The sequence below is a fragment of the Streptococcus infantarius subsp. infantarius ATCC BAA-102 genome (assembly GCF_000154985.1).
Taxonomy (GTDB): domain Bacteria; phylum Bacillota; class Bacilli; order Lactobacillales; family Streptococcaceae; genus Streptococcus; species Streptococcus infantarius.
This window is the reverse complement of the sequence record NZ_DS572692.1, coordinates 185,946-203,285: the sequence shown is the minus strand read 5'-3', so window position 1 is coordinate 203,285 and position 17,340 is coordinate 185,946. Positions and strand designations below refer to the sequence as shown.

The window sequence follows — 17,340 nt, the reverse complement described above, 5'->3', positions numbered from 1 at the left end:
TGGAAAAAATGAATATTCAACATATAAAAGATGCTCGAGATATCAATCGTACTCGAGACAGTGTTTTAGTATTAGGCTACTTTGATGGCCTGCATAAAGGGCACAAAGCCCTGTTTGACCAAGCTAGATCAATCGCAAACCGCAATCAGCTAGACTTAACTGTTTTGACTTTTAATGAATCACCACGTCTAGCTCTTGCTCGTTTTACACCAGAATTATTATTGAATTTAACGGCGCCAGAAAAGAGTTACGAAAAATTTGCTGAGTATGGCGTTGATGACCTTTACTTAGTTGATTTTACATCAGCATTTTCAAAAGTGTCGTCAGAAGAATTTTTGAGGACTTATATCAAAGCTTTGCGAGCAAGAACTATTGTCGTTGGTTTTGATTATAAGTTTGGACACGATAGAAAAGACGCAGCTCATTTATCAGAAATTTTTGATGGTGATGTTATTGTAGTTCCTGAAGTTCAAGATAACGGAGAGAAGATTAGCTCTTCACGTATTCGTCAAGAGATTCTATCAGGGAATGTTTCTGAGGTAAATCGTCTATTAGGTTACGAGTTTTCAACCCAAGGAATTGTTGTTCATGGCGATGCTAGAGGTCGCACGATAGGATTCCCAACAGCAAATCTTGCTGTTTTAGATCGTGTTTATCTTCCAGGTGATGGTGTTTACGTGACAGATATTATTGTTTCAGGAAAACGCTACCGCTCAATGACAAGTATCGGAAAAAATGTGACTTTTGGTGGCCAAGATTTGCGACTGGAAGCAAATATTTTCGATTTTGAAAACGATATCTATGGCGAAACGGTCGAAATTATCTGGTTAGATAAAATTCGAGGTATGATTAAGTTCGCTGGAGCCGATGAATTGGTTGAACAGCTAAAATCTGATAAAAAATTTGCTCAAAATTGGGGAAAAAATAGAAAACTTTTTTAAAATTTTGTATAATTAAGTTAAGAAGATTAGAGAGGTGGTTTTATGATTACTTTATTTTTGTCACCAAGTTGTACAAGCTGCCGAAAAGCACGAGCTTGGCTTAATGAACACGATGTTAAATTTCAAGAACACAATATCATTACCAGTCCTCTTAGTCGCGATGAATTAATGGCTATCTTGGCCTTCACAGAAAATGGAACAGAAGATATTATCTCAACTCGTTCAAAAGTTTTCCAAAAGTTAGATATTGATCTTGACGAGTTATCTGTTTCAGAATTGATTGATTTAATTGCGAAGAATCCTGGTTTGCTTCGCCGTCCAATTATTTTGGATAACAAGCGCATGCAAATTGGATTTAATGAAGATGAAATTCGTGCATTTTTACCACGTGATTATCGTAAACAAGAATTGCGTGACGCAACGATAAAAGCAGAAATTGAAGGATAGAAAGGAATAACTCTTCAACAGGTTAATATCTGTTGAGCTATGGAAAACGATTCGTTTTCTTAAGAGTTTGGGCATCTTTGTATGAAAAACTACAGCTATCCACTTGATTTGTCTTGGAGCACTGAAGAGATAGCATCAGTGCTTCATTTTTTGAATCAGGTTGAGGCCGCATATGAAAAGAAAGTTGCTGTTAGCGATTTATTAGACAGCTACGCAACCTTTAAGACAATTGTGAAAAGTAAAGCACAGGAAAAACAAATTGATCGCGAATTTCAACAAAGCAGTGGCTATTCAACTTATCAAGCCGTAAAAGCTGCTAAAGCAAAGGAGAAAGGATATATTTCCCTTGGAAAATAAGTTTCAATTTGCTAAAGACATTATTCGTGACGCAGGAGACTTTATTAAGTCTAATATGGTTAAGGATCTCGAAATCGAAGAAAAAACGCGTTTTGATGATTTGGTAACGAATCTAGACAAAGCAACTCAAGAATTACTAATCACCAAAATTAAGCAAGCTTATCCAAGTGACCATATCTTGGCGGAAGAAAATGGTGTACATCACGATATTGTCGATGGTAATGTCTGGGTACTTGACCCGATTGATGGTACTGTCAATTTTGTGGCGCAAGGTACGCATTTTGCTGTTATGATTGCTTATTATGAAAATGGAGTCGGTCAATTTGGTTTGATTTATGATGTGATGAATGATACCTTGTATAGTGGTGGTGGTCAATTTGATGTTTATATGAATGATCAAAAATTACCACCGTTTCAAGATCGCCCATTGAACCGTTTCTTGGTAGGATGCAATGCAAACATGTTTGCTAATAATTATCATGGGCTTCGTGATATGATTGAGCAAACTTTGGGAGTTCGTGTTTATGGCGGTGCTGGTATCAGTATGGCAGCTGTTATGGCAGGACAATTGATGGCCTACTTTTCATATATTCAACCTTGGGACTATGCCGCTGCTAAGGTGATGGGTGGTAAGCTTGGCTATGTTTTGTTAACTATTGATGGTGAAGAACCTGATTTTACACATCGTCAAAAAGTCATGTTTGTTCCGAAAGTAAAATTATCAACGATACAAACTTACTTATCTCAAACCTAGTATTTTTACTAGGTTTTTCTTTTACAGCTATGGTAAAATAAGAATGAATTTACAGAAAACGTTTTTATTAGATAATATTGATAAAAGGAGATTTGTTTATGATGAATTGGATAATGACACAAAATGTTGTCTTTTTAGCCTTTTTAGCAGGCCTTTTTACTTGGGGATGTACCATTCTTGGATCTGCCGTTGTTTTTTTCTTTACTAAAGTTAGCCGAAAATTGCTAGATATTATGATGGGATTTGCCGCAGGTGTCATGATTGCAGCTTCTTTTTGGTCCTTGCTTGACCCAGCCCTTGCTTATGCTAAAGCAGATTATGGTAATCTAGCCTGGGTACCGGCAGCAGTTGGATTTCTTTTGGGAGCGTTTAGTCTTCGTTTAATTGACGCACTGGTTCCTCACTTGCATTTGGGAAAAGATATTTCTGAAGCTGAAGGGATTCAACCAAAGAAAAAACTCTCAAAAACGGCTTTACTCTTTCTAGCCATAACGATTCATAATTTTCCAGAAGGTTTGGCAGTCGGAGTAACTTTTGGGGCTCTTGCTTCTGGTAATATGACTAGTGCTGCGCTTATTGGTGCTTTGGGACTCGCTATTGGGATTGGTTTACAAAATATTCCTGAAGGGGCTGCTTTGTCAATTCCGATTCGAGCTGATGGAAGTTCTCGTTTTCGTGCTTTCTTTCTTGGTGCAATGTCAGCCATTGTTGAACCAATTGGAGCTGTTTTAGGAGCATCGCTTGTGATTATTATGCTACAAATCATACCTTATGCCCTTGCTTATGCAGCTGGTGCTATGATGTTTGTTGTAGTGGAAGAATTGATTCCTGAATCACAGACAAATGGAAATACAGACGTGGCCACTCTTGGATTAATGGTTGGTTTTGTTATCATGATGGTAATGGATGTAGCGCTGGGCTAATAACTTTATATTCAAAAAAGAGATTGAGATAAAATACCTCAATCTCTTTTTGCGTACAAATTATTTGAAACAGTTTTCAAAATTTATTAAAATGGACAAAAAAAGAAAAAGGTGATGCTATGGCAATTACAGTCAATTTATATTATAAAGGTGTAAACGGCAGTGTTAGACAGTTTGTGGAAGAAATGGAAAAATCTGGTATAGCAGATGCTATTCGTGCTGAAAAAGGTAATTTACGCTATGACTATTTCTTTCCGGCTAAAGAAACTGAGACAGTTTTATTGATTGATAGTTGGGAAAATCAAGAAGCCCTTGATATTCACCATGCTTCACCAATGATGACTACTTTAGCGAAATTGCGCGATAAATATGATTTGCATATGACAGTTAAACGTTATATTTCAGATAATAGTGACGTTTATGACAGTGCTTTTATTCGCCATTAATTTATCAATTACATCAATTATTAAGTTTTCTACAGGAGGTATTCAGATGACATCATTTGCATCATTTTTTACAGAAATTACTGCACAAGAAGCTAAAAAGTGTTTAGAAGTAGCAGAAGGTTTTATTCTCTTTATTGGTCGCCCTAGTTGTCCATATTGTCGCCGCTTTGAACCGAAGTTAACTCAAGTTGCTAAAGATAATCAACTTACTGTTTACTTTGTAAATAGTGAAGCAGCCGATTCTGATATTCAAGACTTAAGAACAGCATATAATGTTTCAACAGTACCAGGATTATTAGTTGCCAAAGCTGGTCATGTTAAAGTGGTGTGTGATTCGTCGTTGTCAGAAGAAGCAATTTTAGATTTTATCAAGAATTAGATTAGGAGAATATATGGACGTTAAGCAATATGACTATATTGTTATTGGTGGTGGTTCTGGTGGGATTGCTTCAGCTAATCGCGCAGCTATGCATGGTGCTAAGGTGATTCTTTTTGAAGCGAAAGAAGTTGGTGGTACCTGTGTCAATTTAGGATGTGTTCCTAAAAAAGTGATGTGGTACGGGGCTCAAGTCGCTGAGACGATTCAGACATACGCTAGCGAATATGGTTTTCACACGGCTGATGCTACCTTCGATTTCAAAACTTTAAAAGCTAATCGCGAGGCTTATATTGACCGTATTCATGGCTCTTATGAACGCGGATTTGATAACAATGGTGTTGAGCGTGTTTATGACTATGCTAATTTTGTTGATTCTCATACGGTTGAAGTTGCTGGTCAATACTATACAGCTCCGCATATTTTGATTGCGACTGGTGGTCATGCTCTTTATCCTGATATTCCAGGTGCTGAATACGGCATGATTTCAGATGACTTTTTTACCTTAGATAGTCTTCCAAATAGCGTTGCTGTTGTTGGAGCTGGCTACATTGCCGTTGAACTTGCCGGAGTCTTACATGCACTCGGTTCAAAGACAGACCTTTTTGTTCGTAATGAACGACCACTTCGTACGTTTGATAAAGAAATTGTTGAAACCCTTGTTAAATACATGGCCGAAAGTGGTCTACAATTACATACGCACTCAATTCCAAAAGAAGTTAAAAAAAATAACCGATGACTCTTTGACGTTAATTTTAGAAAATGGCGAATCTCACACGGTAGACGCTATCATTTGGGCAATTGGCCGTAAAGCAAATGTAAGTGGATTCGGACTTGAAAAAACAGGAGTAGAATTAACCAAGGGAGGTTTCATTAAAACAGATGCCTATGAAAACACCTCTGTTGACGGTATTTACGCTCTAGGAGATGTTAATGGCAAACTTGAATTAACGCCAGTAGCAGTTAAGGCAGGAAGACAATTATCAGAGCGTCTTTTTAACAACAAACCAAATGCAAAAATGGATTATAAAGACGTTGCCACAGTCATTTTTAGCCATCCAGCGATTGGTTCTATTGGCTATTCGGAAGAAAAAGCTACTGAAGTATTTGGAGCAGATAAGATTAAAGTTTATCGCTCAACTTTTACGCCCATGTACACTGCTCTAGGTAATCATCGCCAACCAAGTAAAATGAAATTGGTTACTCTAGGTGAGGATGAGAAAATTATTGGTTTGCACGGTATAGGCTACGGTGTTGATGAAATGATTCAAGGCTTCTCAGTTGCTATCAAAATGGGAGCTACTAAAGAGGATTTTGATAATACGGTAGCCATTCATCCAACAGGTGCAGAAGAATTTGTAACAATGAGATAACTTTTTTCGTTGCTATAACTTTATTTGATGCTTCAAAAGTCACATCTGTTGTCTGAATGCCTTCCATTTAAATTCCATTTAAATAGGAGAAAGAGTGTCCTCTTTCTCCTATCAAATCTTCCCCAAAGATTTGAAACTATTCATCCAACAGGTGCAGAAGAATTTGTGACGATGAGATAGATTTAAAATTTTTATAAACAAACAAAGCAGTTCGGATAAGAACTGCTTTTTATTGGTTAAATTGCTTATTAAATCAGTCATATGCTTATCTTAAAGTTGTAATTAACATGTGAAATTGTTATCATATAAGTATGAAATTACCTGATAAATTTATTGAAAAATACCGTAATCTTCTTGGACAAGAAGCAGATGATTTCTTGGCTACATTTGATCAAGAAGCCATTTCTGGATTTCGTGTAAATCCTCTGAAAAACACTCAGCATGTTTTTGAAAATCCTATTCCAAATACCCCTTGGGGTCATTATGGAAAAGTATCTGGTAAGTCTGCTGAACATGTTTCTGGTCTGGTCTATTCACAAGAACCTGCTGCTCAAATGGTTGCTCAAGTTGCAGCACCGGGTGAGCACATGCGCGTGCTTGATTTAGCAGCAGCACCAGGTGGAAAATCCACCCATCTTCTTAGCTATATGAATAATACTGGTGTTTTAGTAAGCAATGAAATTTCCAACAAACGTAGTAAGATTCTGGTTGAGAATGTGGAACGTTTTGGTGCTAAAAATGTTGTCGTAACCAATGAAAGCTCAGATAGATTAGCCAAAGTTTTCAAAGAATACTTTGATTTGATTGTTTTTGATGGACCTTGTTCTGGAGAAGGCATGTTTCGTAAGGAACCTCAAGCTACTCAGTATTGGCATGAAGGTTATCCCGCAGAATGTGCGAGTCTTCAAAAAGAGATTTTAGAAGAAGCGATGAAAATGCTAGCGCCTGGTGGCACTCTTGTTTACTCAACATGTACATGGTCTCCAGAGGAAAACGAAGGCGTCGTGAACTGGCTATTGTCAGAATACGACTATCTTGAGCTTCTTCCGATTGAAAAAATCAATGGAATGGCTGAAGGAATTGACATGCCAGAGGTTGCTCGCATGTATCCACACCGTTTTAAAGGTGAAGGACAATTTGTTGCTAAGCTACATGATACGAGAGAACCAGCTCACCGCAAAGTCAAACCTATAAAATCTAATCTAACAAAAGATCAGCTTAATTTATGGCAAGATTTCGCCAAAAAACATCTAAAAATTGAGCTAAATGGGCTCCTACAAACCTTTGGCGATAACCTTTATTTGTTGCCAGAAGGATTGCCTGATTTAGGTAAATTAAAAATTGCTCGCAATGGACTTCATCTAGGAACATTTAAGAAAAATCGTTTCGAACCATCTTTTGCATTGGGCTTAGCACTTTCACCAAATGACGTAGAACAGTTTGTAGAAATTGATATAGAACAGTTCAATGTTTATGTTACAGGAAATGTCTTAAACTTAGAAAATCCATTAAAAAATGGTTGGTATTTAGTTTCTGTAAACGGCAACGGCATAGGTTTTGCAAAAGTTACTGGGAATATTCTGAAAAATTACTTTCCAAAAGGACTTCGCTTTAATCCTTAAACTGTTATAGGTACTAATTTTTGAATGTGATGGCCTGAAAACTACTTTTCAAGCTTTCAGTGATATGTTACTATTTGCATATGAGGTGTTTGTAACACTTCATGTCAATTACTTTTTTATTTTCAAAAAGAAGTAGGAATCGCAAATGAAAAAAATGAAAATTCTTAGCTTTTTATTGCTAGCTACCTCAGTAGCCTTTGTATTATCTGGTTGTTCAAGCTGGATTGACAAGGGTCAGTCGATTACCAGCGTAGGATCGACAGCCCTACAACCACTTGTTGAAGCTGCCGCTGATGAGTTCGGATCGACGAATATTGGTAAGACAGTCAATGTCCAAGGTGGTGGATCTGGTACAGGTCTTTCACAAGTTCAGTCAGGGGCTGTTCAAATTGGTAATAGCGATGTTTTCGCAGAAGAAAAAGAAGGTATCAATGCCGACAAGTTGGTTGATCACCAAGTAGCAGTAGCAGGTCTTGCGGTTGTTGTTAACAAAAAGGTATCTGTTAACAATCTAACAACTGAGCAATTACACCAAATCTTCACTGGGAAAATTACTAACTGGAAAGAAGTTGGTGGGCCGGACTTAACTATTTCAATTATTAACCGTGCAGCAAGTTCGGGATCACGTGCGACATTTGATGGTATCATCATGAAAGGTGATCCAGCTATTCAAAGTCAAGAACAAGACTCAAACGGTATGGTTAAGTCAATTGTTTCGCAAACTCCAGGAGCTATTTCTTATCTTGCTTTTGCTTACGTTGATAGTTCTGTTAAGACTATTCGTCTAAATGGATATAAACCAACAACCGAAAATGTAACTAAAAACAAATGGCCACTTTGGTCATACGAACATATGTACACGAAAGGTAAACCAACAGGTTTGACCAAAGAATTTTTGGATTACGTCATGAGTGATGAAGTTCAAGAAGGAATTGTTGAACATATGGGCTACATTTCAGTCAATGAAATGAAAGTTACCAAATCAGCTGATGGCACCGTTACAGCAAAATAAGGAGATACTATGAGAAATCAAGATCTTGAGAAACAGTTAACAACGCCTTCAAAAAATTCTCGCCTTGAGAAGTTCGGAAAAGGCATCACATTCTTTTGTTTAGTACTAATTGTTTTCATCGTGGCAATGATTTTAATCTTCGTTGCCCAAAAAGGATTATCAACTTTCTTCATCGATGGTGTTAATCCAATCACATTCCTCTTTGGAAGTAAGTGGGATCCAAGTTCAGGATCATTCGGTGCTCTTCCAATGATTTTGGGATCGTTTATTGTAACTATTTTGTCTGCCTTGGTAGCAACTCCGATTGCTATTGGTGCGGCAGTCTTTATGACAGAAATTTCTCCAAAATATGGAGCCAAAATTCTTCAACCAGCTATTGAATTATTAACAGGTATTCCATCTGTTGTTTATGGATTCATTGGTTTGCAAGTTATCGTTCCATTTACACGTTCTATCTTTGGTGGAACGGGGTTTGGTATCTTATCTGGTGTCTGCGTTTTGTTTGTTATGATTTTACCAACGGTAACCTTCATGACAATCGATAGTTTAAAAGCAGTGCCAAGACATTATAAAGAAGCTAGTTTAGCGATGGGAGCCACTCGTTGGCAAACAATCTGGCGCGTTATTTTAAATGCTGCTAGACCTGGTATCTTTACCGCAGTTATTTTCGGTATGGCACGTGCCTTTGGTGAAGCCTTAGCTATCCAAATGGTTGTTGGTAACTCAGCCGTTGTTCCAACCTCTCTAACAACTCCAGCAGCAACCCTAACATCCGTTCTTACAATGGGAATCGGTAATACCGTTATGGGAACTGTTCAAAATAATGTTCTTTGGTCACTAGCGTTGGTTCTACTCATCATGAGCCTAGGATTCAACATGCTTGTTAAATTTATTACAAGAGAAAGAAAGAGAAACTATGCACGCTAAGAAATTTGATAAGTTAGCAACAGGAATTCTCTATACAATTGCTGGAATTATTGTTGCGATTTTGGCATCATTACTACTATATATCTTGGTAAATGGATTACCTCATGTTAACTGGTCATTCTTGACTGGTAAATCATCATCGTATGAAGCAGGTGGTGGTATTGGGATTCAATTGTATAACTCCCTCTTTCTTTTGGTAATCACATTGGTTATTTCTATTCCTTTATCAATGGGAGCAGGAATTTATTTGTCTGAATACGCGAAAAAAGGCCGCTTTACAAACTTCATCAGAACATGTATTGAAATTCTTTCATCTTTACCATCTGTTGTTGTCGGTTTGTTTGGTTATCTGATTTTCGTTGTTCAATTCCAATATGGATTCTCAATTATCTCAGGTGCCCTTGCACTTACTGTTTTCAACCTTCCTCAAATGACACGTAATGTTGAAGATGGTCTTCGTAATGTTCACCACACACAACTTGAAGCAGGTCTTGCGCTTGGTTTGTCACGTTGGGAAACAGTAGTTCATGTGGTCATTCCAGAAGCTCTTCCGAGTATTGTGACTGGTATCGTTCTTGCTTCAGGTCGTATTTTCGGTGAAGCAGCAGCGCTTATCTACACAGCTGGTCAATCAGCACCAGCTCTCGATTGGTCAAACTGGAATCCGCTAAGTGTTACAAGTCCAATTTCAATTTTCCGTCAAGCCGAAACTTTGGCTGTTCACATTTGGAAAGTTAATAGTGAAGGAACGATTCCTGATGCGACTCAAGTATCGCAAGGAAGTGCTGCAGTTCTCTTGATTTTCATCTTAATTTTCAACCTCTCAGCACGTTATATCGGTAAAAAACTTCATGCCAAATTAACGTCAGCAAAATAAAGGAGAAGAGATGACAAAGTATAACTGGAATGAAAGACATATTATTACTTTTCCTGAAGAAAAATTAGCCCTAGCTACAAAAGACCTTCATGTTTACTATGGTCAAAAAGAAGCTATCAAGGGAATTGATATGCAGTTTGAAAAAAATAAAATCACTGCTCTTATCGGACCTTCAGGATGTGGTAAATCAACTTTTCTTCGTAGCTTAAATCGTATGAACGATACCATTGATATTGCGAAAGTCACTGGACAAATTTTGTACGATGGTATTGATGTTAATGCCAAAAACATTAACGTTTACGAAATGCGTAAGCACATCGGAATGGTTTTCCAACGACCAAATCCATTTGTTAAATCAATTTATAAAAATATTACATTTGCCTATGAGCGTGCAGGTGTCAAAGATAAACAATTTTTAGATGAAATCGTTGAGACTTCTCTAAAACAAGCTGCTCTCTGGGATCAAGTAAAAGATGATTTGCACAAATCAGCCTTTACACTTTCAGGTGGTCAGCAACAACGTTTGTGTATTGCTCGTGCTATTGCAGTGAAACCAGATATTCTTTTGATGGACGAACCTGCATCAGCCCTTGACCCAGTTGCGACAATGCAACTGGAAGATACGATGTTTGAGTTGAAAAAAGATTACACAATTATTATTGTTACTCATAACATGCAACAAGCTGCACGTGCTAGTGATTATACAGCCTTCTTCTATTTGGGGGATTTAATCGAATACGATAAAACCAATAATATTTTCCAAAATGCAAAATTGCAATCAACTAGCGATTATGTGTCAGGACACTTTGGTTAGAAAGGCAAGACATGACAGAACCTATTTTAAAAGTAAGAGACTTATCTGTTTACTATAATAAAAAAAAAGCACTCAATAATGTCTCGATGGATTTCTATCCTAATGAAATCACAGCACTTATTGGTCCATCTGGTTCAGGAAAATCAACTCTTCTACGTTCAATTAACCGAATGGGAGATTTGAATCCAGAGGTGACTTTAACAGGCTCAATCGTTTATAATGGACATAACATTTATAGTCCACGAACAGATACGGTTGAACTTCGTAAAGAAATTGGAATGGTTTTCCAACAACCGAATCCATTTCCAATGTCAATCTATGAAAATGTTGTTTATGGCCTACGTCTAAAAGGAATTAAAGATAAGCAAGTTTTAGATGAAGCAGTTGAAAGTTCTTTGATTGGAGCTTCAATCTGGGATGAAGTAAAAGACCGTTTGCATGATTCAGCTCTTGGCTTGTCTGGTGGTCAGCAGCAACGTGTTTGTGTCGCGCGTGTTTTAGCGACAAGTCCAAAAATCATTTTGCTTGATGAACCAACATCGGCTCTTGATCCAATCTCAGCTGGCAAGGTTGAAGATACTCTTTATGGTTTGAAAGATAAATACACAATGCTTCTTGTAACACGTTCAATGCAACAAGCTTCACGTATTTCAGACCGTACAGGATTCTTCCTAGATGGTAAACTTATTGAATACGGAAAAACTCATGAAATGTTCATGAATCCTAAACGCAAAGAAACCGAAGATTATATCACTGGTAAATTTGGTTAGTTTTGGGGATACTCAAAAGGAGATGATACTATGTTAAGATCAAAATTTGATGATGAATTAGAAAAATTGCATAACCAATTCTATGCTATGGGCACTGAAGTGTTGTCACAAATTAACAAAACGGTTCAAGCATTCATCAGCCATGACCGTGAATTGGCAAAAGAAGTTATCGAGGGTGATGAAGTTGTCAATAACTTTGAAACTAAGCTTGAAAAAAAATCTCTCGAGATTATCGCTCTCCAACAACCTGTATCACAAGATTTGCGTACAGTTATCACTGTTTTGAAAGCTTCAAGTGATGTTGAACGTATGGGTGACCATGCAGCATCTATCGCAAAAGCCACTATTCGTGTTAAAGGCGAAGAGCGTTTGCCAGAAGTAGAAGCAGAAATCAAAAAAATGGGTAAAGCTGTTCGTAACATGGTCGAAGAAGCACTTGACGTTTATGTGATTGGTGATGAAGAACGTGCTTATGAAGTCGCTGCTTCTGATGAAGTGATCGATAATTACTTTAAAGAAATTCAAAATATGGCTGTTGAATCAATCCGCCAACAACCAGATACAGTATTTGCTGGTAAAGAATATCTTCAAGTTATCACTTACTTAGAACGTATTGGTGACTATGCTCGTAACCTTTGTGAATGGGTTGTTTACCTTAAAACAGGAAAAATAATTGAATTATAAACAAAAGAAAGGCTGCCTGCTAGTGGTAACCTTCTTTTGTTTACAAGATTTTTAAAACTGACATATATCATATTTTGTGATATAATGATGAAGTTTGAAAGTATTGTGTGTCAATTCTGACATTTGCAAAAAATGATAACAATACTTGGTACCAAACTTAAATTTTAAAAGATTAAGTGATATGGGGCAAACAATATGTTGGTCCTCATTCTATGTTTTAAAGGAGTTATATGAAAACTGTAGAACATTTTATTGAAAAGTTTGTTCCTGAAAATTATAATATTTTCCTTGATATCAACCGTCAAGCTAAAACTTTTTCAGGTAACGTTGCCATTAGTGGTGAAGCTTTAGATAGTGTTATTTCATTTCACCAAAAAGATTTAACGGTTGCTTCTGTCTTGTTAGATAATCAAAACCTTGAATTTACGATTGACAACGACAATGAAGCTGTTCATGTTGAGTTACCAGAAACAGGAATAATGACACTTGTTGTTGAGTTTTCAGGTAAAATTACTGATAACATGACTGGAATTTACCCATCATATTACACTGTTGATGGTGTTAAAAAAGAAGTAATCTTAACTCAATTTGAAAGTCACTTTGCGCGTGAAGCATTCCCATGTATCGATGAGCCAGAAGCAAAAGCAACATTTGACTTGAGTATCAAATTTGACCAAACAGAAGGTGAAATTGTTCTTTCAAATATGCCTGAAGTTGATGCTGAACGTCGTAAAGAAACTGGTCTATGGACATTTGATACAACACCTCGTATGTCATCATACTTGCTTGCGTTTGCTATTGGTGATTTGCAAGGAAAAACAGCTAAAACTAAGAACGGAACAGAAGTAGGAGTCTTCTCTACAAAAGCGCATGCTCTTAAAGCATTAGATTTCTCACTTGATATTGCTGTTCGTGTTATTGACTTTTACGAAGAATATTTCGGTGTTAAATACCCAATTCCATTGTCATATCACGTTGCGCTTCCTGATTTCTCGGCTGGAGCTATGGAAAACTGGGGATTGGTAACTTATCGTGAAGTTTATCTTCTTGTTGATGAGAACTCAACTGTTAAGAGCCGCCAAAGCGTTGCGCTTGTTGTTGCTCACGAATTAGCTCACCAATGGTTTGGTAACCTTGTTACAATGAAATGGTGGGATGATTTATGGTTGAATGAATCATTTGCCAACATGATGGAATACGTTTCTGTTGATGCTATTGAACCATCGTGGAATATCTTTGAAGATTTCCAAACAGGTGGTCTTCCATTAGCTCTTAAACGTGATGCTACTGATGGTGTTCAATCAGTTCACGTTGAAGTCAAACACCCTGATGAAATCAATACTTTGTTTGACCCAGCTATCGTTTACGCCAAAGGTAGTCGCTTGATGCACATGCTTCGTCGTTGGTTAGGAGATGACGATTTCCGTGCAGGTCTTAAAATCTACTTTGAAAAACACCAATATAGTAATACAATCGGTCGTGACCTTTGGGATGCTTTATCAGAAGCATCAGGAAAAGATGTTGCTGCTTTTATGGATGCATGGTTAGAACAACCAGGATATCCAGTGGTTACTGCTGAAGTGGTTGATGATACACTCGTTCTTAGTCAAAAACAATTTTTCATCGGTGAAAGTGTTGATGAAAACCGTATTTGGCCAATTCCACTTAATAGTAATTGGAAAGGACTTCCAGATACTCTAACAGAAGCTCGTCTTGAAATTCCTAATTACAGCAAGCTTGCTTCTGAAAATGATGGAGCTTTCCGTCTAAATACAGAAAATACTGCTCACTATATTACAAACTACAAAGGTGACTTGTTAGATACAGTTCTTGAACAATTGACTGAGCTTGATGCTGTTTCAAAACTTCAAATTATCCAAGAACGTCGTTTACTTGCTGAAAGTGGTGAAATTTCTTACGCTGAGTTAGTTCCACTTTTGACAAAACTTTCTGATGAAACATCATACTTAGTAGCGGAAGCTATTTCTCAAGTTGTTGAAGGTTTGGGTATCTTCTTAGAGGAAGGAAGTCAAGCACAAGCACAATTTAAAGCCTTGATTAGCCGTTTGATGCAAAAGAACTACGATCGTCTAGGATTTGAACCAAAAGCTGGGGAATCAGACGAAGATGAAATGGTTCGTCAAAACACTATTTCATTAATGTTGTATGCTGATAACGAAGATGCTGTCACAAAAGCGGAGGCTATTTTCCACCAACATAAAGACAATATCGAAGCGATTCCAGCCTCAATTCGTATGTCAGTTCTTGCTAACCAAATCAAACACGCTGAAACTGAAGAATTAGTATCTCTATACCTTGATACTTATGTGAAAACTAATGATGGTAACTTCAAACGTCAATTAGCATCAGCGTTGTCAAATACAAAAGAAAATGCAACAGTTGAACGTGTCTTGGCTGAATTGAAGAACAAAGACGTTGTTAAACCTCAAGACTTGGCAATGAGCTGGTACCGTCCATTCCTTGATAAACCATTCTCTCAGGGGGCATTTTGGACTTGGGCTCGTGAAAACTGGGATTGGATTAAAGCTACACTTGGTGGTGACATGAGTTTTGATAAATTCGTTATCTACCCAGCCAACTCATTCAAAACAACTGAACGTCTTGAAGAATACAAAGCGTTCTTTGAACCACAATTAAATGATATGGCCATCAGTCGTAACATCACAATGGGTATCAAAGAAATCTCTGCTCGTCTTGATTTGATTAGCACAAGTAAAGTTGCTGTCGAAGAAGCTCTTGCAGCTGTAAAATAGTAGAAAATATAAAGGGCGTTTGAGTGAAAACTCAGACGCTTTTTGTGTTTTTAGGAAATCTTAAGCTGCTTACGATATGCTTTTGATAAACTGACATTATTGTTTTAAATACTTAGACTTAAGGGTTAAGTAATGATATAATAAGACGAATAAGGGAGCAAGATATATGATTAAGATTTTATTAGTAGAAGATGATTTGAGTTTATCGAATTCAATCTTTGATTTTTTAGATAATTTTGCAGATGTTATGCAAGTCTTTGATGGTGAAGAAGGGCTTTATGAGGCAGAAAGTGGTGTTTATGACCTCATTTTGCTTGATCTGATGTTGCCAGAAAAAGATGGTTTCCAAGTTCTGAAAGAATTACGTGAACAAGGTATTACGACACCTGTCTTAATTATGACAGCCAAAGAAAGTCTTAATGATAAAGGACACGGTTTTGAACTTGGTGCTGATGATTATTTGACAAAACCATTTTATCTTGAAGAGTTGAAGATGCGTATTCAAGCGCTTTTGAAACGCTCTGGAAAATTCAACGATAATACTCTTTCTTACCACGAATTAACAGCTGATACATCAACTAACACAACAACTGTTAACGGTAAAAAGGTTGAGTTACTAGGTAAAGAATTTGATTTATTGGTTTATTTCTTGCAAAATCAAAATGTTATTTTGCCAAAATCACAAATTTTTGACCGTATTTGGGGATTTGATAGCGATACTACAATTTCAGTTGTTGAAGTTTATGTTTCTAAGATTCGCAAAAAATTAAAAGGAACAAGTTTTGCTAAAAATCTACAAACACTTCGTAGTGTAGGGTATATTCTAAAAGATGCTGAATAACATACACAAAAAATTATCAACAGGAACGTTTTCTAATTTTTTCCATTTCTTCATTGTATTTACAGGAATTTTCATCATTATGACCACGATTATCTTGCAGATTATGCGTTATGGTCTATATTCTTCTGTAGATACCACTTTAAAAAATGCAGCTGACAACGCAAGTGATTACGTCACACGAACAATGGAGCGTAGTGATTCCTTACAATCTAATAATAGTTTTAGTAATTCTGGAAAAGGAAAACCCAGCTCAAATGTGGCAAGTTTAAGTAATGTCAGTGTGCTATTGTACGATACAAATGGGAAAATCGTAAATGTAATTGATGCGTTTGTCCAGTTCGGGACATTAGCATCTAGTGTTGATGAAGACACTATTGGTGAGATTAAAGACGAGAAAATGACAACTATCTTTGGTCAAACCGAAAAATACCATGTTTTAACGGTTAGAGTGTATAGTAGTGACTATCCAACGATTGAATACGCGACTTTCTTAATCAGTGTTAGTCAGCTTGATGAGGCAAACGAACGTTATGTAACCATAACTGTTTCAGTCATGATTATTTTCTGGATGATTTCAATTTTAGCAAGTATTTACTTGGCAAATTGGATGCGTAAACCAATTTTAGAAAGTTATGAAAAACAAAAGCGTTTTGTTGAAAATGCTAGTCACGAATTAAGAACGCCGTTAGCGGTGCTTCAAAACCGACTTGAAAGTCTTTTTAGACGACCGAATGCAACAATTCTTGATAACAGTGAAAGTATTGCAGCGAGTCTTGACGAAGTTCGTAATATGCGTATTTTAACAACCAATCTTTTGAACCTTGCTAGGCGAGATGATGGATTGAAAGTTGAATTAGAAGAAATCCAACCTTCAATCTTTAATGAAATTTTTGAGAATTACAACATGATTGCCGAAGAAAATGGTAAAACTTTTGTTGCTCATAATTCTGCGGATCGTCCGATAAAAACTGATCGCACCTTGCTTAAACAATTGATGACAATCTTGTTTGATAATGCGATTAAGTACACTGATGACGACGGTTTTATTGAATTTACAGTTAAAACAACAGAACGCCAGACTATTCTAACCGTCGCTGATAATGGGCCGGGTATTAGTGACGCTGATAAAGCGAAAATTTTTGATCGCTTTTATCGCGTTGATAAGGCAAGGACACGTCAAAAAGGTGGCTTTGGACTTGGTCTATCCTTAGCTAAACAAATTGTTGATGCCTTAAAAGGTGATATTCAAGTTAAGGATAATCATCCAAAAGGAACTATCTTTGAAGTTCGTTTTAACCGACATAATTTTGGTAAATAAAAAAAGGATGCTTTAAGCATCCCTTTTAGTTTGTAAGAGTATTCATTAGAAAAAGAAAAACTCCATTTGGAGTTTTCATTGGAT

Annotated in this window: 17 protein-coding genes and 1 pseudogene; all 18 read left to right on the top strand. The window is 36.9% G+C overall.

Going from position 1 to position 17,340, the window contains the following annotated elements:
* Window positions 1-8: 8 nt before the first annotated feature.
* The gene (locus tag STRINF_RS06265) at window positions 9-941 is read left to right on the top strand and encodes a bifunctional riboflavin kinase/FAD synthetase (protein ID WP_284702728.1); all 933 of its coding nucleotides are present in this window, start codon (window positions 9-11) and stop codon (window positions 939-941) included.
* A 42-nt stretch (window positions 942-983) separates the two neighbouring features.
* Window positions 984-1,388: a Spx/MgsR family RNA polymerase-binding regulatory protein gene (locus tag STRINF_RS06260; protein ID WP_006532216.1), complete on the top strand. Its 405-nt coding sequence runs from the start codon at window positions 984-986 to the stop codon at window positions 1,386-1,388.
* An 81-nt stretch (window positions 1,389-1,469) separates the two neighbouring features.
* On the top strand, window positions 1,470-1,745 hold the full coding sequence (locus STRINF_RS06255) for a UPF0223 family protein (protein ID WP_006532215.1): 276 nt from the start codon (window positions 1,470-1,472) through the stop codon (window positions 1,743-1,745).
* Window positions 1,735-2,499, top strand: a complete 765-nt coding sequence (locus STRINF_RS06250; RefSeq protein WP_006532214.1) for an inositol monophosphatase family protein — start codon at window positions 1,735-1,737, stop codon at window positions 2,497-2,499. Before STRINF_RS06255 ends, STRINF_RS06250 begins: the two co-directional genes overlap by 11 nt.
* A 101-nt stretch (window positions 2,500-2,600) precedes the next feature.
* Complete coding sequence (locus STRINF_RS06245; protein ID WP_174221235.1) at window positions 2,601-3,422, top strand: ZIP family metal transporter; 822 nt, start codon at window positions 2,601-2,603, stop codon at window positions 3,420-3,422.
* A gap of 119 nt (window positions 3,423-3,541) precedes the next feature.
* On the top strand, window positions 3,542-3,868 hold the full coding sequence (locus STRINF_RS06240; protein WP_006532212.1) for a putative quinol monooxygenase: 327 nt from the start codon (window positions 3,542-3,544) through the stop codon (window positions 3,866-3,868).
* A gap of 46 nt (window positions 3,869-3,914) precedes the next feature.
* Entirely contained in the window at window positions 3,915-4,247 is a 333-nt protein-coding gene (locus STRINF_RS06235; RefSeq protein ID WP_014334792.1) for a thioredoxin domain-containing protein, read from the top strand.
* A 13-nt stretch (window positions 4,248-4,260) separates the two neighbouring features.
* Window positions 4,261-5,617, top strand: a pseudogene (gorA, locus tag STRINF_RS06230) (glutathione-disulfide reductase).
* 311 nt (window positions 5,618-5,928) lie between these two features.
* Complete coding sequence (locus STRINF_RS06225) at window positions 5,929-7,239, top strand: RsmF rRNA methyltransferase first C-terminal domain-containing protein (protein ID WP_006532207.1); 1,311 nt, start codon at window positions 5,929-5,931, stop codon at window positions 7,237-7,239.
* Between the two features lie 145 nt (window positions 7,240-7,384).
* Window positions 7,385-8,251 carry a phosphate ABC transporter substrate-binding protein PstS family protein gene (locus STRINF_RS06220; RefSeq protein ID WP_006532206.1) on the top strand — a complete coding sequence of 289 codons (867 nt, stop codon included), beginning with the start codon at window positions 7,385-7,387 and terminating at the stop codon, window positions 8,249-8,251.
* A gap of 9 nt (window positions 8,252-8,260) precedes the next feature.
* A complete protein-coding gene (pstC, locus tag STRINF_RS06215) occupies window positions 8,261-9,178 on the top strand; it encodes a phosphate ABC transporter permease subunit PstC (RefSeq protein WP_006532205.1) in 918 nt (305 codons plus the stop codon).
* The gene (gene pstA / locus STRINF_RS06210; RefSeq protein ID WP_006532204.1) at window positions 9,168-10,055 is read left to right on the top strand and encodes a phosphate ABC transporter permease PstA; all 888 of its coding nucleotides are present in this window, start codon (window positions 9,168-9,170) and stop codon (window positions 10,053-10,055) included. The genes pstC and pstA overlap by 11 nt, the downstream gene beginning before the upstream one ends.
* A 10-nt stretch (window positions 10,056-10,065) precedes the next feature.
* Window positions 10,066-10,869: a phosphate ABC transporter ATP-binding protein PstB gene (gene pstB, locus STRINF_RS06205; protein WP_006532203.1), complete on the top strand. Its 804-nt coding sequence runs from the start codon at window positions 10,066-10,068 to the stop codon at window positions 10,867-10,869.
* 11 nt (window positions 10,870-10,880) lie between these two features.
* On the top strand, window positions 10,881-11,639 hold the full coding sequence (pstB, locus tag STRINF_RS06200) for a phosphate ABC transporter ATP-binding protein PstB (RefSeq protein WP_006532202.1): 759 nt from the start codon (window positions 10,881-10,883) through the stop codon (window positions 11,637-11,639).
* A 30-nt stretch (window positions 11,640-11,669) separates the two neighbouring features.
* Window positions 11,670-12,323: a phosphate signaling complex protein PhoU gene (gene phoU / locus STRINF_RS06195; protein ID WP_006532201.1), complete on the top strand. Its 654-nt coding sequence runs from the start codon at window positions 11,670-11,672 to the stop codon at window positions 12,321-12,323.
* Between the two features lie 230 nt (window positions 12,324-12,553).
* Window positions 12,554-15,097, top strand: coding sequence for a M1 family metallopeptidase (locus STRINF_RS06190; protein WP_006532200.1), 2,544 nt, complete (start codon window positions 12,554-12,556; stop codon window positions 15,095-15,097).
* A 166-nt stretch (window positions 15,098-15,263) separates the two neighbouring features.
* On the top strand, window positions 15,264-15,938 hold the full coding sequence (locus STRINF_RS06185; RefSeq protein ID WP_006532199.1) for a response regulator transcription factor: 675 nt from the start codon (window positions 15,264-15,266) through the stop codon (window positions 15,936-15,938).
* Window positions 15,928-17,256 carry a sensor histidine kinase gene (locus STRINF_RS06180; protein WP_006532198.1) on the top strand — a complete coding sequence of 443 codons (1,329 nt, stop codon included), beginning with the start codon at window positions 15,928-15,930 and terminating at the stop codon, window positions 17,254-17,256. Before STRINF_RS06185 ends, STRINF_RS06180 begins: the two co-directional genes overlap by 11 nt.
* Window positions 17,257-17,340: the final 84 nt, after the last annotated feature.